Origin of the sequence: Phytopseudomonas seleniipraecipitans (genome assembly GCF_900102335.1) — a bacterium.
GTDB classification, from domain to species: domain Bacteria; phylum Pseudomonadota; class Gammaproteobacteria; order Pseudomonadales; family Pseudomonadaceae; genus Aquipseudomonas; species Aquipseudomonas seleniipraecipitans.
This window is the reverse complement of the sequence record NZ_FNBM01000003.1, coordinates 401,341-416,563: the sequence shown is the minus strand read 5'-3', so window position 1 is coordinate 416,563 and position 15,223 is coordinate 401,341. Positions and strand designations below refer to the sequence as shown.

General features: G+C 62.7%; 19 protein-coding genes. 6 read left to right on the top strand and 13 right to left on the bottom strand.

Annotated elements, in window-relative coordinates:
* Nucleotides 1-16: 16 nt before the first annotated feature.
* From BLS60_RS09545 to BLS60_RS09530, 4 genes are read right to left on the bottom strand one after another with little or no spacing between them, the layout of a single operon-like run.
* Nucleotides 17-313, bottom strand: coding sequence for a DUF167 domain-containing protein (locus BLS60_RS09545; RefSeq protein ID WP_092367272.1), 297 nt, complete (start codon nucleotides 311-313; stop codon nucleotides 17-19).
* A 6-nt stretch (nucleotides 314-319) separates the two neighbouring features.
* Nucleotides 320-910, bottom strand: a complete 591-nt coding sequence (locus tag BLS60_RS09540; protein ID WP_092367269.1) for a YggT family protein — start codon at nucleotides 908-910, stop codon at nucleotides 320-322.
* A gap of 11 nt (nucleotides 911-921) precedes the next feature.
* The gene (gene proC, locus BLS60_RS09535; protein ID WP_092367266.1) at nucleotides 922-1,740 is read right to left on the bottom strand and encodes a pyrroline-5-carboxylate reductase; all 819 of its coding nucleotides are present in this window, start codon (nucleotides 1,738-1,740) and stop codon (nucleotides 922-924) included.
* 36 nt (nucleotides 1,741-1,776) lie between these two features.
* Entirely contained in the window at nucleotides 1,777-2,463 is a 687-nt protein-coding gene (locus tag BLS60_RS09530) for a YggS family pyridoxal phosphate-dependent enzyme (RefSeq protein WP_070880354.1), read from the bottom strand.
* 136 nt (nucleotides 2,464-2,599) lie between these two features.
* Between BLS60_RS09530 and BLS60_RS09525 the strand changes: the two genes are divergently transcribed.
* Nucleotides 2,600-3,634: a type IV pilus twitching motility protein PilT gene (locus tag BLS60_RS09525; RefSeq protein WP_070880353.1), complete on the top strand. Its 1,035-nt coding sequence runs from the start codon at nucleotides 2,600-2,602 to the stop codon at nucleotides 3,632-3,634.
* Between the two features lie 239 nt (nucleotides 3,635-3,873).
* On the top strand, nucleotides 3,874-5,019 hold the full coding sequence (locus tag BLS60_RS09520) for a PilT/PilU family type 4a pilus ATPase (protein WP_070880352.1): 1,146 nt from the start codon (nucleotides 3,874-3,876) through the stop codon (nucleotides 5,017-5,019).
* 43 nt (nucleotides 5,020-5,062) lie between these two features.
* Here BLS60_RS09520 and BLS60_RS09515 read toward each other — a convergent pair whose 3' ends face one another.
* Both BLS60_RS09515 and BLS60_RS09510 read right to left on the bottom strand, forming a co-directional pair.
* Nucleotides 5,063-5,923, bottom strand: coding sequence for a TIGR03915 family putative DNA repair protein (locus BLS60_RS09515; protein ID WP_092367263.1), 861 nt, complete (start codon nucleotides 5,921-5,923; stop codon nucleotides 5,063-5,065).
* Nucleotides 5,923-7,134, bottom strand: coding sequence for a putative DNA modification/repair radical SAM protein (locus BLS60_RS09510; protein WP_070880350.1), 1,212 nt, complete (start codon nucleotides 7,132-7,134; stop codon nucleotides 5,923-5,925). Before BLS60_RS09510 ends, BLS60_RS09515 begins: the two co-directional genes overlap by 1 nt.
* A 139-nt stretch (nucleotides 7,135-7,273) precedes the next feature.
* Between BLS60_RS09510 and BLS60_RS09505 the strand changes: the two genes are divergently transcribed.
* On the top strand, nucleotides 7,274-7,675 hold the full coding sequence (locus BLS60_RS09505; RefSeq protein ID WP_092367260.1) for an NINE protein: 402 nt from the start codon (nucleotides 7,274-7,276) through the stop codon (nucleotides 7,673-7,675).
* Between the two features lie 79 nt (nucleotides 7,676-7,754).
* On the opposite strand, the gene BLS60_RS09500 is transcribed toward BLS60_RS09505, so the two are convergent.
* The 7 genes from BLS60_RS09500 to gshB form a co-directional block, all read right to left on the bottom strand.
* Nucleotides 7,755-9,026 (bottom strand): dihydroorotase, encoded by a 1,272-nt coding sequence (locus BLS60_RS09500; protein ID WP_092367257.1) that lies wholly within the window; start codon nucleotides 9,024-9,026, stop codon nucleotides 7,755-7,757.
* Nucleotides 9,026-10,030, bottom strand: coding sequence for an aspartate carbamoyltransferase catalytic subunit (locus BLS60_RS09495; RefSeq protein ID WP_070880347.1), 1,005 nt, complete (start codon nucleotides 10,028-10,030; stop codon nucleotides 9,026-9,028). The genes BLS60_RS09500 and BLS60_RS09495 overlap by 1 nt, the downstream gene beginning before the upstream one ends.
* Nucleotides 10,027-10,548 carry a bifunctional pyr operon transcriptional regulator/uracil phosphoribosyltransferase PyrR gene (pyrR, locus tag BLS60_RS09490; RefSeq protein ID WP_070880346.1) on the bottom strand — a complete coding sequence of 174 codons (522 nt, stop codon included), beginning with the start codon at nucleotides 10,546-10,548 and terminating at the stop codon, nucleotides 10,027-10,029. The genes BLS60_RS09495 and pyrR overlap by 4 nt, the downstream gene beginning before the upstream one ends.
* Before the next feature lie 27 nt (nucleotides 10,549-10,575).
* Nucleotides 10,576-11,019, bottom strand: coding sequence for a Holliday junction resolvase RuvX (gene ruvX, locus BLS60_RS09485; protein WP_070880345.1), 444 nt, complete (start codon nucleotides 11,017-11,019; stop codon nucleotides 10,576-10,578).
* The gene (locus BLS60_RS09480; protein WP_092367256.1) at nucleotides 11,019-11,588 is read right to left on the bottom strand and encodes a YqgE/AlgH family protein; all 570 of its coding nucleotides are present in this window, start codon (nucleotides 11,586-11,588) and stop codon (nucleotides 11,019-11,021) included. The genes ruvX and BLS60_RS09480 overlap by 1 nt, the downstream gene beginning before the upstream one ends.
* 69 nt (nucleotides 11,589-11,657) lie before the next feature.
* Nucleotides 11,658-12,557: an energy transducer TonB gene (locus BLS60_RS09475; protein WP_092367253.1), complete on the bottom strand. Its 900-nt coding sequence runs from the start codon at nucleotides 12,555-12,557 to the stop codon at nucleotides 11,658-11,660.
* A 56-nt stretch (nucleotides 12,558-12,613) separates the two neighbouring features.
* Complete coding sequence (gene gshB, locus BLS60_RS09470) at nucleotides 12,614-13,576, bottom strand: glutathione synthase (RefSeq protein ID WP_070880342.1); 963 nt, start codon at nucleotides 13,574-13,576, stop codon at nucleotides 12,614-12,616.
* Between the two features lie 227 nt (nucleotides 13,577-13,803).
* On the opposite strand from gshB, the gene pilG reads away from it, so the two are divergent.
* From pilG to BLS60_RS09455, 3 genes are read left to right on the top strand one after another with little or no spacing between them, the layout of a single operon-like run.
* Nucleotides 13,804-14,211 (top strand): twitching motility response regulator PilG, encoded by a 408-nt coding sequence (pilG, locus tag BLS60_RS09465; protein WP_070880341.1) that lies wholly within the window; start codon nucleotides 13,804-13,806, stop codon nucleotides 14,209-14,211.
* A 48-nt stretch (nucleotides 14,212-14,259) separates the two neighbouring features.
* The gene (gene pilH / locus BLS60_RS09460) at nucleotides 14,260-14,625 is read left to right on the top strand and encodes a twitching motility response regulator PilH (protein ID WP_070880340.1); all 366 of its coding nucleotides are present in this window, start codon (nucleotides 14,260-14,262) and stop codon (nucleotides 14,623-14,625) included.
* Nucleotides 14,626-14,667: 42 nt separating this feature from the next.
* Nucleotides 14,668-15,204, top strand: a complete 537-nt coding sequence (locus tag BLS60_RS09455; RefSeq protein ID WP_070880339.1) for a chemotaxis protein CheW — start codon at nucleotides 14,668-14,670, stop codon at nucleotides 15,202-15,204.
* Nucleotides 15,205-15,223 lie beyond the last annotated feature (19 nt).

Genomic DNA, 15,223 nt, shown 5'->3' with positions numbered 1-15,223 from the left:
TGGCGCTGATGGTCGCTCAGGCAGGTCGAACGGTCAGGCCGAGATCGGCAGGTAGCTGCCTGGGGGCCTGTATCCGCACGCGTTTCTGCCGGCTCTGCTGGCCGCTTTCCAGTATCACCTGGCTCTTGGCAACGCCGAACGCCTCGGCCAGGAAGGCCAGCAGGTGGGCGTTGGCTTTGCCGTCCACCGGCGGGGCGGTTAGGCGGACTTTCAGGCGCTCACCGTGCAGCCCGGCGAACATGTCGTTGCTCGCCTTGGGCTGCAGGTGCACATCGAGAATCAGCGCATCGCCGTCCCAGCGATGGAAGCTCATGCGTGCTTAGATCGCCAGGCTCAGGCCGCTGAACATGCCGGTACTGACCGCCAGGTTGCGGATCACCAGCATGTCGAGCAGGTTGAGGATCAGGAACGCCACGATCGGCGACAGGTCCAGGCCGCCCAGGTTTGGCAGGATGCGGCGGATCGGCATCAACAGCGGTTCGCAGATCTGGTTGACCAGCAGCGCCGCCGGGTTGTGCGTGCCCTGGGCGACCCAGGAAAGGATCACGCTGATGATCAGCGCGAAGAAAAACACCTTGAGCAGCAGGGCGGTGACGCCAATGAGCGACCAGACCAGAATCAGCAGCGGATCGCCAACGCCGACGCCCATCAGCATCAAGGTCAGCGCCATCAGCACGTACTGCACGATCAGCGCCAGCACCAGCGACGCCAGGTCGAGGCCGCCAAGGCTCGGGATGATCCGGCGCAGCGGCTTGAGCAGCGGGTGGGTGGCGCGCACGATGAACTGGCTGAGCGGGTTGTAGAAGTCCGCCCGCACCAGTTGCAGGATGAAGCGCAGCAGCACGATCAGCAGGTAGAAGCTGCCGATGGTCTGCAGGATGTAAACGGCTGCGGTGTTCAGACCGATCATTGATTGTCTCCTTATTGACCCAGTTGTTCGGCCAGCTCGGCCGAACGATGGTCGGCGGCTTTGACGGCCTGCTCGACCAGCGCGTCGAAGCCGCCAGCCTGAAATGTCTTGATGGCCGCTTCGGTGGTGCCGGCCGGGGAGGTGACGCGGCGGCGCAGTTCGGCGGCATCCACGTCGCTGTTCAATGCCATCTGCGCCGCACCGAGTGCGGTCTGCAGGGTGAGTTTGGCGGCGACGTCGCGCGGCAGGCCGAGCTTTTCGCCACTGGCGGTCATCGCCTCGATCAGCAGAAAGAAGTAGGCCGGGCCGCTGCCGGAGACAGCCGTCACCGCATCGATCAGTTTCTCTTCGTCCAGCCAGACGGCCAGGCCGACCGCGCTGAGCAGTTGTTCGGCTTGCTGGCGCTGTTCGGCGCTGACCCGCGCGTTGGCGTACAGGCCGCTGGCGCCGAGGCGCAGCAGCGACGGCGTGTTGGGCATGCAGCGCACCACGGCACGCGGGCCGAGCCAGTTTTCCAGGCTGGCGCTGGTGATGCCGGCGGCGATGGAGACGATCAGCTGGCCGGCCTGCAGGTGTGGCGCCAGGTCGAGGCAGACGTCTTTGATTACTTGTGGCTTGACGGCCAGGACGATCACATCGGCCTCGCGGCAGGCCTCGGCATTGCTGGCCAGCACCTCGATGCCATGTTCCCGGGCGATTTTCTCGCGTTGTTCGGCGCCGCGGTCACTGGCGCGGATCGCGCTGGTCGGCAGCCCCTGGGCGAGCATGCCGCCGATCAGGCTGGCCGCCATGTTGCCGGCGCCGATAAAGGCGATGCGGGGAGTGGTCATGGTGAGTTTCCTATCTGGGGAGTCGAGATCGGGCATTCAGGAGGTGCGGTAGTCTCGCGCGCCGAACAGTGCCGTGCCAATGCGCACCCAGGTCGCGCCTTCGGCGATGGCCGCTTCGAGGTCGTGGCTCATGCCCATGGACAGGGTGTCGAGATCGAGGTCCAGGGCGTCCCGCAGCGCGCGCAAGCGGGCAAAGGCGGCACGTTGCGCGCTGACGTCATCGGTAGGCTCGGGAATTGTCATCAATCCGCGCAGGCGCAGGTTGGGCAGTTGTGTAACTGCCTGTGCCAGCGCTGCGAGTTCGTCAGGGTGGCAGCCGGATTTACTGTCCTCACCGCTGACGTTGACCTGCAGGCAGATGTTCAATGGCGGCAGTTCGGGCGGGCGCTGATCGCTCAGGCGTTCGGCGATCTTCAGGCGATCCACTGAGTGCACCCAGGCGAAGTGTTCGGCAATGGGGCGGGTCTTGTTCGACTGGATCGGGCCGATGAAATGCCAGGTCAGCGCCAGGTCAGCCAGCTCCTGCTGCTTGTCGAGGGCTTCCTGCAGGTAGTTCTCGCCAACGTCACGCACGCCGGCTGCGAACGCTTCGCGGATGGCTTCGGCGGGCTTGGTCTTGCTCACCGCGAGTAGGCCAATTGTCGCGAAATCTCGCTGCGAGGCTTGCGCCGCCTCACGGATACGCACACCGACCTTTGCAATATTCTCTGCTATCGTGGACATTACCTGCGCCTGCCGCCTGAGCGTTTCTGCGGGCTTGACGGTGGTCTCCGAAGGGCGTGCTAGCGCAGCCGCATGGTGATCCCGCAAGGCCCCCTATCCTGAGTTACGCGGCATTCTACCGTCATTAGGGAGTCCCATGGATATCACCGAGCTGCTCGCCTTCAGCGCCAAGCAAGGCGCGTCGGATCTGCACCTCTCGGCAGGCTTGCCGCCGATGATTCGGGTCGACGGCGACGTGCGCCGGATCAACCTGCCTGCCCTGGATCATAAGCAGGTGCACGCGCTGATCTACGACATCATGAACGACAAGCAGCGCAAGGACTTCGAGGAATTCCTCGAGACCGACTTCTCGTTCGAAGTACCGGGTGTGGCGCGCTTCCGGGTCAACGCCTTCAACCAGAACCGCGGCAGCGGTGCGGTATTCCGGACCATTCCGTCCAAGGTGCTGAGCATGGAAGACCTCGGCATGGGCGAGATCTTCAAGAAGGTCTCCGACGTGCCACGTGGGCTGGTGCTGGTGACCGGGCCGACCGGTTCGGGCAAGTCGACCACCCTGGCGGCGATGCTCGACTATATAAACAGCAACAAGTATCACCACATCCTCACCGTCGAAGACCCCATCGAATTCGTCCACGAATCGAAGAAGTGCCTGATCAACCAGCGCGAGGTTCACCGCGACACGCTGGGCTTCTCCGAAGCCCTGCGCTCGGCACTGCGCGAAGACCCGGACATCATCCTGGTCGGCGAGATGCGCGACCTGGAGACCATCCGCCTGGCGCTGACCGCTGCGGAAACCGGTCACTTGGTGTTCGGCACTCTGCACACTACCTCGGCGGCCAAGACCATCGACCGCGTGGTCGACGTGTTTCCTGCCGAAGAGAAATCCATGGTGCGCTCCATGCTCTCCGAATCGCTGCAAGCGGTGATTTCCCAGACGCTGCTGAAGAAGATCGGCGGTGGCCGTGTGGCTGCCCACGAAATCATGATCGGCACCCCGGCAATCCGTAACCTGATCCGCGAAGACAAAGTGGCGCAGATGTACTCGGCTATCCAGACCGGCGGTGCGCTGGGCATGCAGACGTTGGATGCGTGCCTGAAAACCCTGGTTTCCAAAGGTTTGGTCAGCCGTGAGAGCGCGCGCGAAAAGGCCAAAACCCCAGAGAACTTCTGAGAGCCAGTTCACAACCTGCTGCGCTTCGTCACTGCTGCATTAAAAACAGACGCGAAGTGCTCATTTACAGTCGTAAACTGCGCGCTTTCTCATCTGTTTAGGCCTTGCAGGGTCTAGCTCGCGAGACCGTGAACAGGTTCAAGATTAAGCCGGACGATGCTCAATCGTCCGCGCTCCTGGTCGCCGGCGCACCCGCCCGGTAGCTGAACGTCGCTCCAGCGCATTGTAGGTAGGCACCCATGGAATTCGAAAAACTGTTGCGCCTGATGGTCGAAAAGGGCGGTTCCGATCTGTTTATCACTGCCGGCGTGCCACCGTCGATGAAGGTCAACGGCAAGATCATGCCGGTGACCAAGACGCCGCTGTCGCCGGAGATGACTCGCGAAACCGTACACGGTGTGATGAACGAGCAGCAGCGTCGTGAATTCGCCGAGAACCACGAGTGCAACTTCGCCATCAGCGCCCGCGGCATCGGCCGTTTCCGTGTCAGTGCCTTCTACCAGCGCAACCTGGCGGGCATGGTGCTGCGCCGCATCGAAACCAACATCCCGACGCTGGATGACCTGAAGCTGCCGGAAATCCTCAAGAAACTGGCCATGACCAAGCGCGGCCTGGTGCTGTTCGTGGGCGCCACGGGCACCGGCAAGTCCACCTCGCTGGCGGCGATGATCGGCTTCCGTAACAAGAACAGCAGCGGCCATATCATCTCCATCGAAGACCCGATCGAATACATCCACCAGCACCAGAATTGCATCGTCACCCAACGTGAAGTGGGTATCGACACCGATTCCTTCGAGGTAGCGCTGAAGAACACCCTGCGCCAGGCGCCGGACGTGATCCTCATCGGTGAGGTGCGCACCCGCGAAACCATGGATCACGCCGTGGCCTTCGCCGAAACCGGGCACCTGTGCCTGGCCACCCTGCACGCCAACAACGCCAACCAGGCGCTGGACCGGATCATCAACTTCTTCCCGGCTGACCGGCAGAACCAGGTGTGGATGGACCTTTCCCTGAACCTCAAGGCCATCGTCGCCCAGCAACTGATCCCCACGCCAGACGGCAAAGGCCGTCGCGCGGTGATCGAGGTGTTGATCAACACGCCATTGGCAGCGGACCTGATCCGCAAGGGCGAAGTGCACGAGCTAAAAAGCCTGATGAAGCGCTCGACCGAGCATGGCATGCAGACCTTCGACCAGGCGCTGTACAACCTCTACAGCCAGGGTGAAATCACCTACGAAGACGCCCTGCTGTATGCCGACTCGGCGAACGATCTGCGCCTGATGATCAAGCTGGGCTCGGAAACCGACGGCGAACACCTGACCAGCATGGCCCAGGGCCTGGCCCTGGAGGTCACCGACGAAGATCCAGGTCGGCGTTTCCGCTGAACTCAGCTAGCCTGTTTGGCTGAGATAGGCGGCGTGAAGCGATTCAGGCCGGTGGCCGAACAGGCAGTACCTGCTCCGCTTCGGCCTGGATGCGCTTTCCAGGCCGGACAGAGACAGCCTGCGCCTGCCCGTCGGCTTGGGCGCCTGCTCTGGCCTGGCTCATCAACCTGGGAATCATCGGACCTTCCGGCAGGTTGCGCCAGAAGCGTACCGGCATGTTGGTTTCCAGCACACTGCGGTTGAGCCGCGCCGGGTTGAAGGTGCTGCCGTAGTAGGCCAGCCACATCGCTTCGTTTCGGTCATCGGTACCCTGCGCCAACTGTTTCCATTCGGGTGGGCAGGGGTTGATGTGGTGCAGGTTTTCACCGTCCCAGTACACGCCATCGTCTGGTGTCGCGATCATCCAGGTCTGGCGGCCCAGCCGTTCGGCGAAATGGCCCGACGCGCTGGCTAGAATGTCGTGAGCCGGCTCATGCCAGGCCACGAGTTCCGGCCCGCCTGCCGTTGCATCGCGTGGTTTGAATCGTAAAAACGCGTGCAGATGATGGGCTTCGCGGCGCACGGCCTTTAGGCGCATGTGCAGTTCGCTGCCGTCGACATCGCCGGCCATCATGGCTGCGTGATCACCCTGTGCAACGCGCCATAGAATGCGATACAGCAAGGCCCAGCGGCCGTTGCAACGAAAGCGCGCGGCACGTTCCAGCTGGTCAAGCAACGCGCGCGGTACCCGAACTGAGCATTCGTTCGCGGCAGGTGGCTCTATCGTGTCCAACTGGCCGAACAGGTCCGCTTCCTGGCGGCCGTCCTCCCAGCTCAATTGATGAGGCGCGAGGCCGCGCTGCAGTTGGTGGCGAGCAGCCTCGCGCCAGCCGGCGAAGCTGCCATCGAAGCGAACCGGGTACATCACCACAGCCCCATCTGGCGCGGCGCCTCGCTCAGTTGCTGACGGATCACTAACGATTCGCGAGTCGCCTGAACGGGGCGGTAATCCTGGGTGACGATGAACGGCTTGGCCTTTTCCAGAGCACAGCGCAGGCGGCTGACGTCCGCAAAGCGTATGCGTTTCTGCCGGCGCAGGGCCACCAGGCGCTGGGCGCTGAGCACGCCGATACCGGGGATGCGCGCGATCAGGCTGACGTCGGCGCGATTCAGGTCAACGGGAAAATGCTGGCGGTTGTTCAGTGCCCAGGCCAGTTTCGGGTCGATATCCAGGGCCAGATTGCCGGGGCCATCGAGCAGTTCCGAGGCCTTGAAGCCGTAACCACGCATCAGGAAATCCGCCTGGTACAGGCGATGCTCGCGTAGCAGTGGCGGCGCCTCGAAGGGTACGCTTTTGGGGCTTTGCGGGATCGGGCTGAACGCCGAGTAATAGACGCGCTTGAGGCGGAAGTCGCCATACAGCGACTGCGCGGTGTGCAGGATGGTGCTGTCGTCGGTGGCATCAGCGCCGACGATCATCTGCGTGCTCTGACCGGCTGGCGCGAAGGCCGGTGCGCGCTTCTCGCTGCTGGCTTCTTCAACCCCATTGCGGATGGTGCCCATGGCTAGTTTGATTGGCGCCACGCTTTTTTCCGGCGCCAGACGGATCAGGCTGCTTTCGGTGGGCAGTTCGATATTGACGCTGAGGCGATCGGCGTACCGGCCTGCTTCGGCAATCAATTCCGGTGACGCATCGGGGATCGTCTTGAGGTGGATATAACCGCGAAACTCGTGCTCTTCGCGCAGCAGCTTGGCGACACGCACCAACTGCTCCATGGTGTAGTCGGCAGAACGGATGATGCCGGAGCTGAGGAACAGCCCGCTGATGCAGTTGCGCCGGTAGAAATCCAAGGTCAACGTGACCACTTCCTCGGGCGTGAAGCGTGCTCGCGGTACATCGCTGGAGCGGCGGTTGACGCAGTATTGGCAGTCGTACAGGCAGAAATTGGTCAACAGAACTTTCAACAGCGCGACGCAGCGGCCATCCGGCGTGAAGCTGTGGCAAATGCCCATGCCGTCGGTGGCGCCCATGCCGCTCTGGCCTTTGGAGCTGCGCTTGGGTGCGCCACTGCTGGCGCAGGACACATCGTATTTGGCGGCATCGGCGAGTACCGTAAGCTTGTCGATCAATTCCATGGGTACGATTCGATAGCTGTATTTATGTACAGTATTCGGTATGCCCGCTGCACATGCAAGGTCGTCTCGTCGCCGTTTAGGGAAACCTGCGGCCTGGATGCAGCTCCAACCCATGAGTAAGTTTATTCTGGAGAATTTGATGCAGCGTCCCGACACCCACAGCAAGATCATCGGCTATCTGTTATGGATATTCGGTTTCCTCGGCGCGCACCGCTTCTATTACGGCAAGCCGGTGACCGGCACCATCTGGTTCTTTACGCTGGGGCTGTTCTTCATCGGCTGGATCATCGACCTGCTGCTGATCCCGGCGATGGATCGCGAAGCGGATCTGCGCTTCACCGCAGGGCGGACGGATTTCAATATCGCCTGGTTACTGCTGACCTTCCTTGGGATTTTCGGCGTGCACCGGATGTACCAGGGCAAGTGGATCACCGGAATCATCTACCTGTTCACCGGCGGGCTGTTTCTGGTTGGCGTGCTCTATGACTTCTGGACGCTTAACAACCAGGTGTCGATCAAGAATGCGCGGGAGCGCTATTAAGGCGAAGCCGCCGATACCCGGTGCGGGGTATCGGCGGCTTGATCAGGCAAGAGATTTCGGGGCTGTGCAGGTTGGCTATTTAGGCCTTGAAGCTTACGTGCCCGTCGACCAGCGTGTAACGCACTTGCGCCGGTAAGCAGTGGCCGAGGAATGGGCTATTGCGGCCTTTCGAATGCCAGCTGTCACCGGCCACGGTGGAAGCCTGCGGGTCAAACAGCAGGATGTCCGCCGCGCCACCTACCTGCAGCTTTCCAGCTGGCAGGCGTAGCGCCTCGGCCGGGCCGCTGCTCAAGCGGGCGAGCAGGGTGGGCAGGTCGAGCAGGCCGTCCTGCACCAGCGTCATGGCCAGCGGCAACAGCAACTGAACGCCACTCATGCCCGGCTCGGTCTCGCCGAAGGGCGCTAGCTTGGCGTCGCGCTCATGGGGCTGGTGATGGCTGGAGATGGTGCTGATCACGCCGCTTTTCACCGCCTCGCGCAGGCCTTCGCGGTCAGCGCGGGTGCGCAGCGGCGGTTGCACGTGATAGAGGCTGGAGAAGTCGATCAGCGCCTCGTCGGTGAGGATCAACTGATACAGCGCCACGTCGGCGGTCACCGGCAGGCCACGGGCCTGAGCCTCGGCGATCAATTGGGCGCCGCGTGCGCTGGTGAGCTGGCTGAAGTGCGCGCGCACACCGCTCTGCTCGACCAGCAGCAGATCGCGGGCCAAGGCCACGGTTTCGGCGGTTTCCGGAATGCCTGACAGGCCGAGGAAGCTGGCTGTCGCGCCTTCGTGGGCTAAACCACCTTCGGCGAGGTCATGATCCTGGGAGTGAAAAATTACCGTGAGATCGAACGTCGCTGCGTACTCCAGCGCGCGGCGCAGGGCGCGTGCATTGCGGAAGTTGTTCAGGCCGTTACCGAACGCCACGCAGCCGGCATCGCGCAGGGCAACCAGTTCGGCGAGCTGTTCACCATCGAGCCCCTTGCTCAGCGCGCCGATGGGAAACACCTTGGTGTGGCCGGCTTCACGAGCGCGGTCGAGGATCAGTTCGGCGACCGCCGAGGTGTCCAGCACCGGCTTGGTGATCGGTGGGCAACACAGGCTGGTAACGCCGCCGGCAGCGGCTGCCAGGGTTTCGCTGGCGATGCTGCCTTTGCGGCTGTAGCCGGGTTCGCGCAAGGCCACCGACAGATCGACCAGGCCGGGCGCGGCGATCAGGCCTTGAGCATCCAGCGTCTGGTCAGCTTCGAAGCCGGCAGGCGCTTGGCCGATGGCGCTCAGCTTGCCGCCTTCTACATAGAGATCCGCGACCTGATCGAGGCCGCTGCTCGGGTCGATGACGCGGGCGCCGAGGATACGGGTACGCATCAGTTGTGCTCCTCGGAGTTGAGTTGTCGTTGCGCGTTCTGGCCGCTCATGGCCATGGACAGCACGGCCATGCGGATGGCGATGCCGTAGGTGACCTGATTGAGAATCACCGATTGCGGGCCGTCAGCAACCGCCGACTCGATCTCGACGCCGCGGTTGATCGGCCCCGGGTGCATGACCAGCGCGTCCGGCTTGGCCAGGGCGAGGCGTTGTTCGGTGAGGCCGAACAGGCGGTAGAACTCGCCTTCGCTAGGCAACAGGCCGCCGGTCATGCGCTCACGCTGCAGACGCAGCATGATCACCACGTCGACATCCTTGAGGCCTGCGGCCATGTCGCTGTAGACGGTCACGCCGTACTGCTCGATGCCCACCGGCAGCAGGGTTTTTGGCGCAATCACGCGGATGTCCGGGCAGCCGAGGGTTTTTAGCGCAAGCATGTTCGAGCGTGCGACCCGCGAATGCAGGATGTCGCCGACGATGGCCACCGACAGGTTTTCGAAGCTGCCCTTGTGGCGGCGGATGGTCAGCATGTCGAGCATGCCCTGCGTCGGGTGCGCGTGGCGTCCGTCACCGCCGTTGATGATCGCCAGGTTCGGGCACACATGTTCGGCGATGAAGTGCGCAGCACCCGAATCAGCGTGGCGCACCACGAAGATGTCGGCAGCCATGGCCTCGAGGTTTCGCAGGGTGTCGAACAGCGTCTCGCCTTTGCTGGTCGAGCTGGTCGATACGTTGAGGCTGATCACGTCGGCTGACAGGCGCTGAGCCGCCAGTTCGAAGGTGGTGCGGGTACGCGTGGAGTTCTCGAAGAACACGTTGCACACGGTTTTGCCGCGCAGCAGCGGGACTTTCTTCACCGCGCGGGCGCCCACTTCGAGGAACGAGTCGGCAGTGTCGAGGATTTCCGTCAGCAGCTCGCGGGGCAGGCCGTCGAGGGACAGAAAATGGCGCAGTTGGCCTTGGTCATTGAGTTGCAGCGGTCGCTTGGCATCGATCGGGGTCATTGCGCACGGCCTTGGTCGGAGAGCGTCTGGAGTTCGAGGGTGAAGGGCGCTGGGCCGGACAATTTTACCCGTTGATCGGCAGCCAGCGACAGCGTTGCGCCGACAACGTCCGGGCGCACCGGCAGTTCACGGGCGTCCAGGTCGAGCAGGCTGACCAGGGTTACGCTGGCCGGGCGGCCGTAGTCGAACAGTTCGTTGAGGGCGGCGCGGATGGTACGGCCGCTCATCAGCACGTCATCGATGAGCACCAGGTGTTGCCCTTCGATCTCGAACGGCAGCTCTGAAGGCTGAACCTGCGGGTGCAGGCCATTCTGGCTGAAGTCGTCGCGGTAAAAGGAGACGTCAAGAATGCCCAGCGGTTCATCGCGGCCCAGCTGCTCGAGCAGCGCCTGGGCGACCCACACGCCACCGGTGCGGATACCGATGAAGCGCGGCTCGGCAATCTGCCGCCGGTTGAGATGGCTGATCAGTGAGGACGCCATCTGTGGCAGCAGTTCGGCAGGGTTGGGTAGGCTCATCGAAAGCTCCTTGTGGCCAGGGCTGGATCAGCCCGGACTGTTCTCTTCCAGCCAGCCTTGCAGCAGCAGCGCGGCGGCCAGGGCATCCACCGGGCGCTGGCGATAGCCGCCAGTCTGGCCTTGCTGCAGGCGTTCGCCCTTGGCGGCGTAGGTGGTCAGGCGTTCATCGTGGGTGAAAACCGGCAGGTTGAAGCGGCCATTCAGGCGGCGCGCGAACTTCTCCGCGCGCTCGCTCATTTCGCTGGGCGTGCCGTCCATGTTCAGCGGCAGGCCGACTACCAGGGCATCGGGTTGCCATTCGCGCATCAGCGCTTCGACCTGCTGCCAGTCCGGTACGCCATTTTGCGCCTTGAGAATGCACAGCTCGCGGGCCGAACCGGTGATCGGCTGGCCGACGGCGACACCGATCTGCCTGGCGCCGTAATCGAAGCCGAGCAGCAGGCGCAGTGGTTTCCCTGGGATTTCGGCCATCAGGCGTGTCCTGCCTGGGCCGTCAGCAGATTGAGGTCAATGCCGAGCAATGCCGCGGCGGCGCCGAGGCGTTGTTCATAAGGGGTTTCGAAAAGGATCGTCTGATCAGCCGGGCAGGTCAGCCAGGCGTTATCGGCCAGCTCGGCCTCCAGCTGGCCGGCGCCCCAACCGGCGTAGCCGAGGGCGATCAAGTGACGAGCCGGGCCGTTGCCTTCAGCAATCGCGAATAGCACATCCTGGGAGGTGGACATGCCCAGCTCGCCGAGGTCCAGGGTTGCCTGAAACTGCGCGCCGCTGGGGTGCAGCACGAAGCCGCGGTCGGTCTGTACCGGCCCGCCGCTGAATATCGGCAGGCTCTGGCAGAGTACCGCAGGCTCGCTGTCAGGGCGCAGTTGCTCGAGCACATCGGCCAGGGTCAGGCCGTTGGGGCGGTTGATCACCAATCCCATGGCGCCCTGATCACTGTGCTCGATCAGATAGATGACGGTTTGCGCAAAATTCGGATCGGCCATGTGAGGCATGGCGATCAGAAAGTGATTTTTCAGGATGCTAGAGCTGGCGTCTTTCATGGGCGCTAGCTTAAAGCCTGCAGCCAGGGGCGCATAGCCAAAAGTAGGCCGTGCGCCCGCGCTGACGGGTCAGTTGCTCGACAGGCGGTCACCGCGCTCGAAGCGCCAGGTGCGGATGATTTCCAGGCGGTCGATATCGGCCAGGTCACCGGTGAAGGGTGCATACGGCGCGGCGAGGCGAACGATGCGCATGGCTGCCTGGTCGAGTACCTGATGGCCGGACGATTCCAGCACCTGCACTTCGTACAGGCTGCCATCTCGGTTGATCGATACCAGCAGCCTCAGGCTGCCGTGAATCTGCTGGCGGCGTGCATCGTCCGGATAATTGAGGTTGCCGACACGCTCGACCTTCTTGCGCCACTCGTCTTTATACCAGGCGCCCTTGTCGCGCATGGTCGAGGCGGCATTCAGGCGGTGAATCTTTGGGCGTTTGGCGTACTGCTGCACCTCATTGGCCAGCTCTGCCTCCAGGCTGGCGATCTCGGCGGACAGTTGCGCGCTGTCGAATGACGGCGCTGTCGGGGCCGGCGGCGTCGGCTTGGTTTCCTCGCGTTTGGCGGGTGCCTTCTGGGCCTGGGGCGCTTTGGTGGTAACCGCAGCCTTGGGTGCTTGGGGCTTGACTGCGGGCGGCGGCGGCGGAGCCGCCGCGGGCGTGACCTTGCGAACTTCGGTGTCCTGAAAGGGCGCCTGTTCATTGGTGGTCGGCGCGGCCTTCTTGTCCAGCGTCCCGCTGCCCTGCTGATTGTCCTGGGCGAGGAAGTCCGCCTCCTTGGGCTTTTCATCGCTCTTGAAGGTGGACAGGGTGATTTCCAGGGTCTTGCTGATCTGCCCAGGCTCAGTGAAGGTGAAGCCCAGGCCAAGGATCAGCGCGGCATGCAGCACCGCGGCGAGAAACAGTGTAAACCCCAGGCGATCCGCCGGGCGGACGCCGGAGGCGATGTTATCGGGTGAGGTGGCAGCTGCGTTCATCGCGATTCTGTCGGTTCAGGATTGCCGCGCAGTCTGCCGAGGCGTCCAAAAAAAGTCTATGAAGCAGTCCGCGCACTGAGCTTTTCGGCAATCTTGTCCATCAGCTGTTCGCCGATGCGTGTGTCGAAGGCCGCATCGATCTCGCGAATGCAGGTCGGGCTGGTGACATTGATCTCGGTCAGGCGGTCGCCGATCACGTCCAAACCGACGAACAGCAGGCCGCGCTCGCGCAGGCTGGGGCCAACCGCTGCAGCAATCTCGCGGTCACGATCAGTCAGTGGGCGCGCCTCGCCCCGACCGCCCGCCGCCAGGTTGCCACGGGTTTCGCCGCTGGCCGGAATCCGCGCCAGGCAGTACGGCACCGGCTCGCCGTCGATCATCAGGATGCGCTTGTCACCGTCGAGGATGGCCGGCAGGTAGACCTGCGCCATGATCTGCTGGCTGCCGTGAGCGGTCAGCGCCTCGAGAATCACCGACAGATTGGGATCGCCTTCGCGGTGCCGAAAAATCATCGATCCACCCATACCATCGAGGGGTTTGAGAATGATGTCACGGTGCTGTCGTGCGAAATCGCGCAGAATATCGGGTCTTCGGCTGACAATCGTTTCCGGCGTGAGCGTCGGAAATCGGGTAGCGAAGAGCTTCTCGTTGCAGTCGCGCAGGCTCTGCGGTCGGTTGACCACCAGCGTGCCGGCTTCTTCGGCCTGCTCGAGCAGGTAGGTGGAATAGATGAATTCGGTATCGAAGGGCGGATCCTTGCGCATCAGGATCACATCCAGTTCGGCCAGTGGCAGGTCCTGCTCGTCGCCGAGCTCGAACCAGCGCTGCGGATCGGCAAATACCTGAAGGGCGCGAGTGCGACCCCGGGCAACACCAGCGGCTTGATAGAGATCCTTCTGCTCCATATAGAAGAGGCTCCAGCCGCGGGCCTGGGCAGCCAGCAGCATGGCCAGCGAGCTGTCCTTCTTGTAGGCGATCTGCGCGATGGGATCCATGACGATGCCGAGCCGAACGCTCATTGAGGTATCTCCGTGAAGGGCGGCAGAAGCAGCCGCAAAGGTAGCGGGGTTGGGCGCCAAGGTTGGCGCTGACGGGGCTGGTGGTCAAGGGAAACCGGGCTGATGGCTTGCATGTGGAGAGTGTGCTAAAAAGGCCCAGCGATGGGCCGGGCCCTTTGTTTTCAGGGCTTGCGGCACACTGGATATGGCGTAACACAACGACTCACCGAAGTGGTGGCAGGGCAGACATGGAACAGCATTCCGAAGGCTTGAGGGTGATGGTGATCGACGATTCGAAAACGATTCGTCGTACAGCAGAAACCCTGCTGAAAAAAGTGGGCTGCGAGGTGATCACCGCGGTAGACGGTTTCGACGCCCTGGCGAAGATTGCCGATACCCGGCCGAACATCATTTTCGTCGACATCATGATGCCGCGGCTCGATGGCTATCAGACCTGCGCCCTGATCAAGAACAACAGCGCCTTCAAGTCCACGCCAGTGATCATGCTGTCGTCCAAGGACGGCCTGTTCGACAAGGCCAAGGGGCGCATCGTCGGTTCTGATCAATACCTGACCAAACCCTTCAGCAAGGAAGAGCTGCTCGGCGCGATCAAGGCTCACGTGCCGGAATTCACTCCGGTCGAACACGCATCCTGACGTCCGGCTGACACTGCACACGCTGCTTCTTATGTATGGGGAAACACCATGGCTCGAATTCTGATTGTTGATGACTCACCCACCGAAATGTACAAGCTGACCGCCATGCTGGAAAAGCACGGCCATCAGGTACTCAAGGCGGAAAACGGCGCTGATGGCGTGGCTCTGGCCCGTCAGGAAAAGCCCGATGCCGTATTGATGGATATCGTCATGCCTGGCCTCAACGGCTTCCAGGCGACACGGCAACTGACCAAGGATGCCGAGACCAGCCACATTCCGGTGATCATCATCACCACCAAGGACCAGGAAACCGACAAGGTCTGGGGCAAGCGCCAAGGCGCCAAGGATTACCTGACCAAGCCGGTGGACGAAGCAACCTTGCTGAAAACCCTGAATGCGGTACTGGCCGGCTGAGGCCGGTTAACGGCGCGGCATAAGAAGAAGGTCACGGCAGGCATGTCAGAGACACGCACCCCTTTTCAGATTCTTCTCGGTATCGAGCAGCGTTGCCGTGTGCTGGCGGCTGGCTTGCCATCGCAGCAGGTAGCGGTACAGACCTGGAGCGGTATTGGTTTTCGCATGGGCGAACGCTTGTTCGTCGCACCGATGGGAGAGGTCGGTGAAGTGCTGCACGAACCGCGGCATACCCTGCTACCCGGGGTGAAAAGCTGGGTCAAGGGTGTGGCCAACGTGCGTGGGCGGCTGCTGCCGGTGATGGACTTGTGCGGTTTTTTCGGCGGCGAGCTGTCACCGCTGCGCAAGCAGCGGCGGGTGCTGGTCGTTGATCATCAGGACGTCTTTGCCGGCCTCACGGTCGACGAAGTGTTCGGCATGCAGCATTTTGCAGTGGACACCTTCACCGAGCAGCTGCCACCGCTCGAGGCGTCCATCCAACCCTTTATCCAGGGTGTGTTCCAGCGCGAGCAGGCCTGGCTGGTGTTCAGCCCTCACGCGCTGGCACAGGCGCCGGGGTTTATCGACGTTGCGTATTGAGAGCTTTTCGGTGGAGGCG

Bases quoted from the DNA above. Each gene is read 5' to 3' on its own strand.
- BLS60_RS09545 (WP_092367272.1), bottom strand. From the start codon at position 313: ATGAGCTTCCATCGCTGGGACGGCGATGCGCTGATTCTCGATGTGCAC.
- BLS60_RS09540 (WP_092367269.1), bottom strand. From the start codon at position 910: ATGATCGGTCTGAACACCGCAGCCGTTTACATCCTGCAGACCATCGGC.
- proC (WP_092367266.1), bottom strand. From the start codon at position 1,740: ATGACCACTCCCCGCATCGCCTTTATCGGCGCCGGCAACATGGCGGCC.
- BLS60_RS09530 (WP_070880354.1), bottom strand. From the start codon at position 2,463: ATGTCCACGATAGCAGAGAATATTGCAAAGGTCGGTGTGCGTATCCGT.
- BLS60_RS09525 (WP_070880353.1), top strand. From the start codon at position 2,600: ATGGATATCACCGAGCTGCTCGCCTTCAGCGCCAAGCAAGGCGCGTCG.
- BLS60_RS09520 (WP_070880352.1), top strand. From the start codon at position 3,874: ATGGAATTCGAAAAACTGTTGCGCCTGATGGTCGAAAAGGGCGGTTCC.
- BLS60_RS09515 (WP_092367263.1), bottom strand. From the start codon at position 5,923: ATGTACCCGGTTCGCTTCGATGGCAGCTTCGCCGGCTGGCGCGAGGCT.
- BLS60_RS09510 (WP_070880350.1), bottom strand. From the start codon at position 7,134: ATGGAATTGATCGACAAGCTTACGGTACTCGCCGATGCCGCCAAATAC.
- BLS60_RS09505 (WP_092367260.1), top strand. From the start codon at position 7,274: ATGCAGCGTCCCGACACCCACAGCAAGATCATCGGCTATCTGTTATGG.
- BLS60_RS09500 (WP_092367257.1), bottom strand. From the start codon at position 9,026: ATGCGTACCCGTATCCTCGGCGCCCGCGTCATCGACCCGAGCAGCGGC.
- BLS60_RS09495 (WP_070880347.1), bottom strand. From the start codon at position 10,030: ATGACCCCGATCGATGCCAAGCGACCGCTGCAACTCAATGACCAAGGC.
- pyrR (WP_070880346.1), bottom strand. From the start codon at position 10,548: ATGAGCCTACCCAACCCTGCCGAACTGCTGCCACAGATGGCGTCCTCA.
- ruvX (WP_070880345.1), bottom strand. From the start codon at position 11,019: ATGGCCGAAATCCCAGGGAAACCACTGCGCCTGCTGCTCGGCTTCGAT.
- BLS60_RS09480 (WP_092367256.1), bottom strand. From the start codon at position 11,588: ATGAAAGACGCCAGCTCTAGCATCCTGAAAAATCACTTTCTGATCGCC.
- BLS60_RS09475 (WP_092367253.1), bottom strand. From the start codon at position 12,557: ATGAACGCAGCTGCCACCTCACCCGATAACATCGCCTCCGGCGTCCGC.
- gshB (WP_070880342.1), bottom strand. From the start codon at position 13,576: ATGAGCGTTCGGCTCGGCATCGTCATGGATCCCATCGCGCAGATCGCC.
- pilG (WP_070880341.1), top strand. From the start codon at position 13,804: ATGGAACAGCATTCCGAAGGCTTGAGGGTGATGGTGATCGACGATTCG.
- pilH (WP_070880340.1), top strand. From the start codon at position 14,260: ATGGCTCGAATTCTGATTGTTGATGACTCACCCACCGAAATGTACAAG.
- BLS60_RS09455 (WP_070880339.1), top strand. From the start codon at position 14,668: ATGTCAGAGACACGCACCCCTTTTCAGATTCTTCTCGGTATCGAGCAG.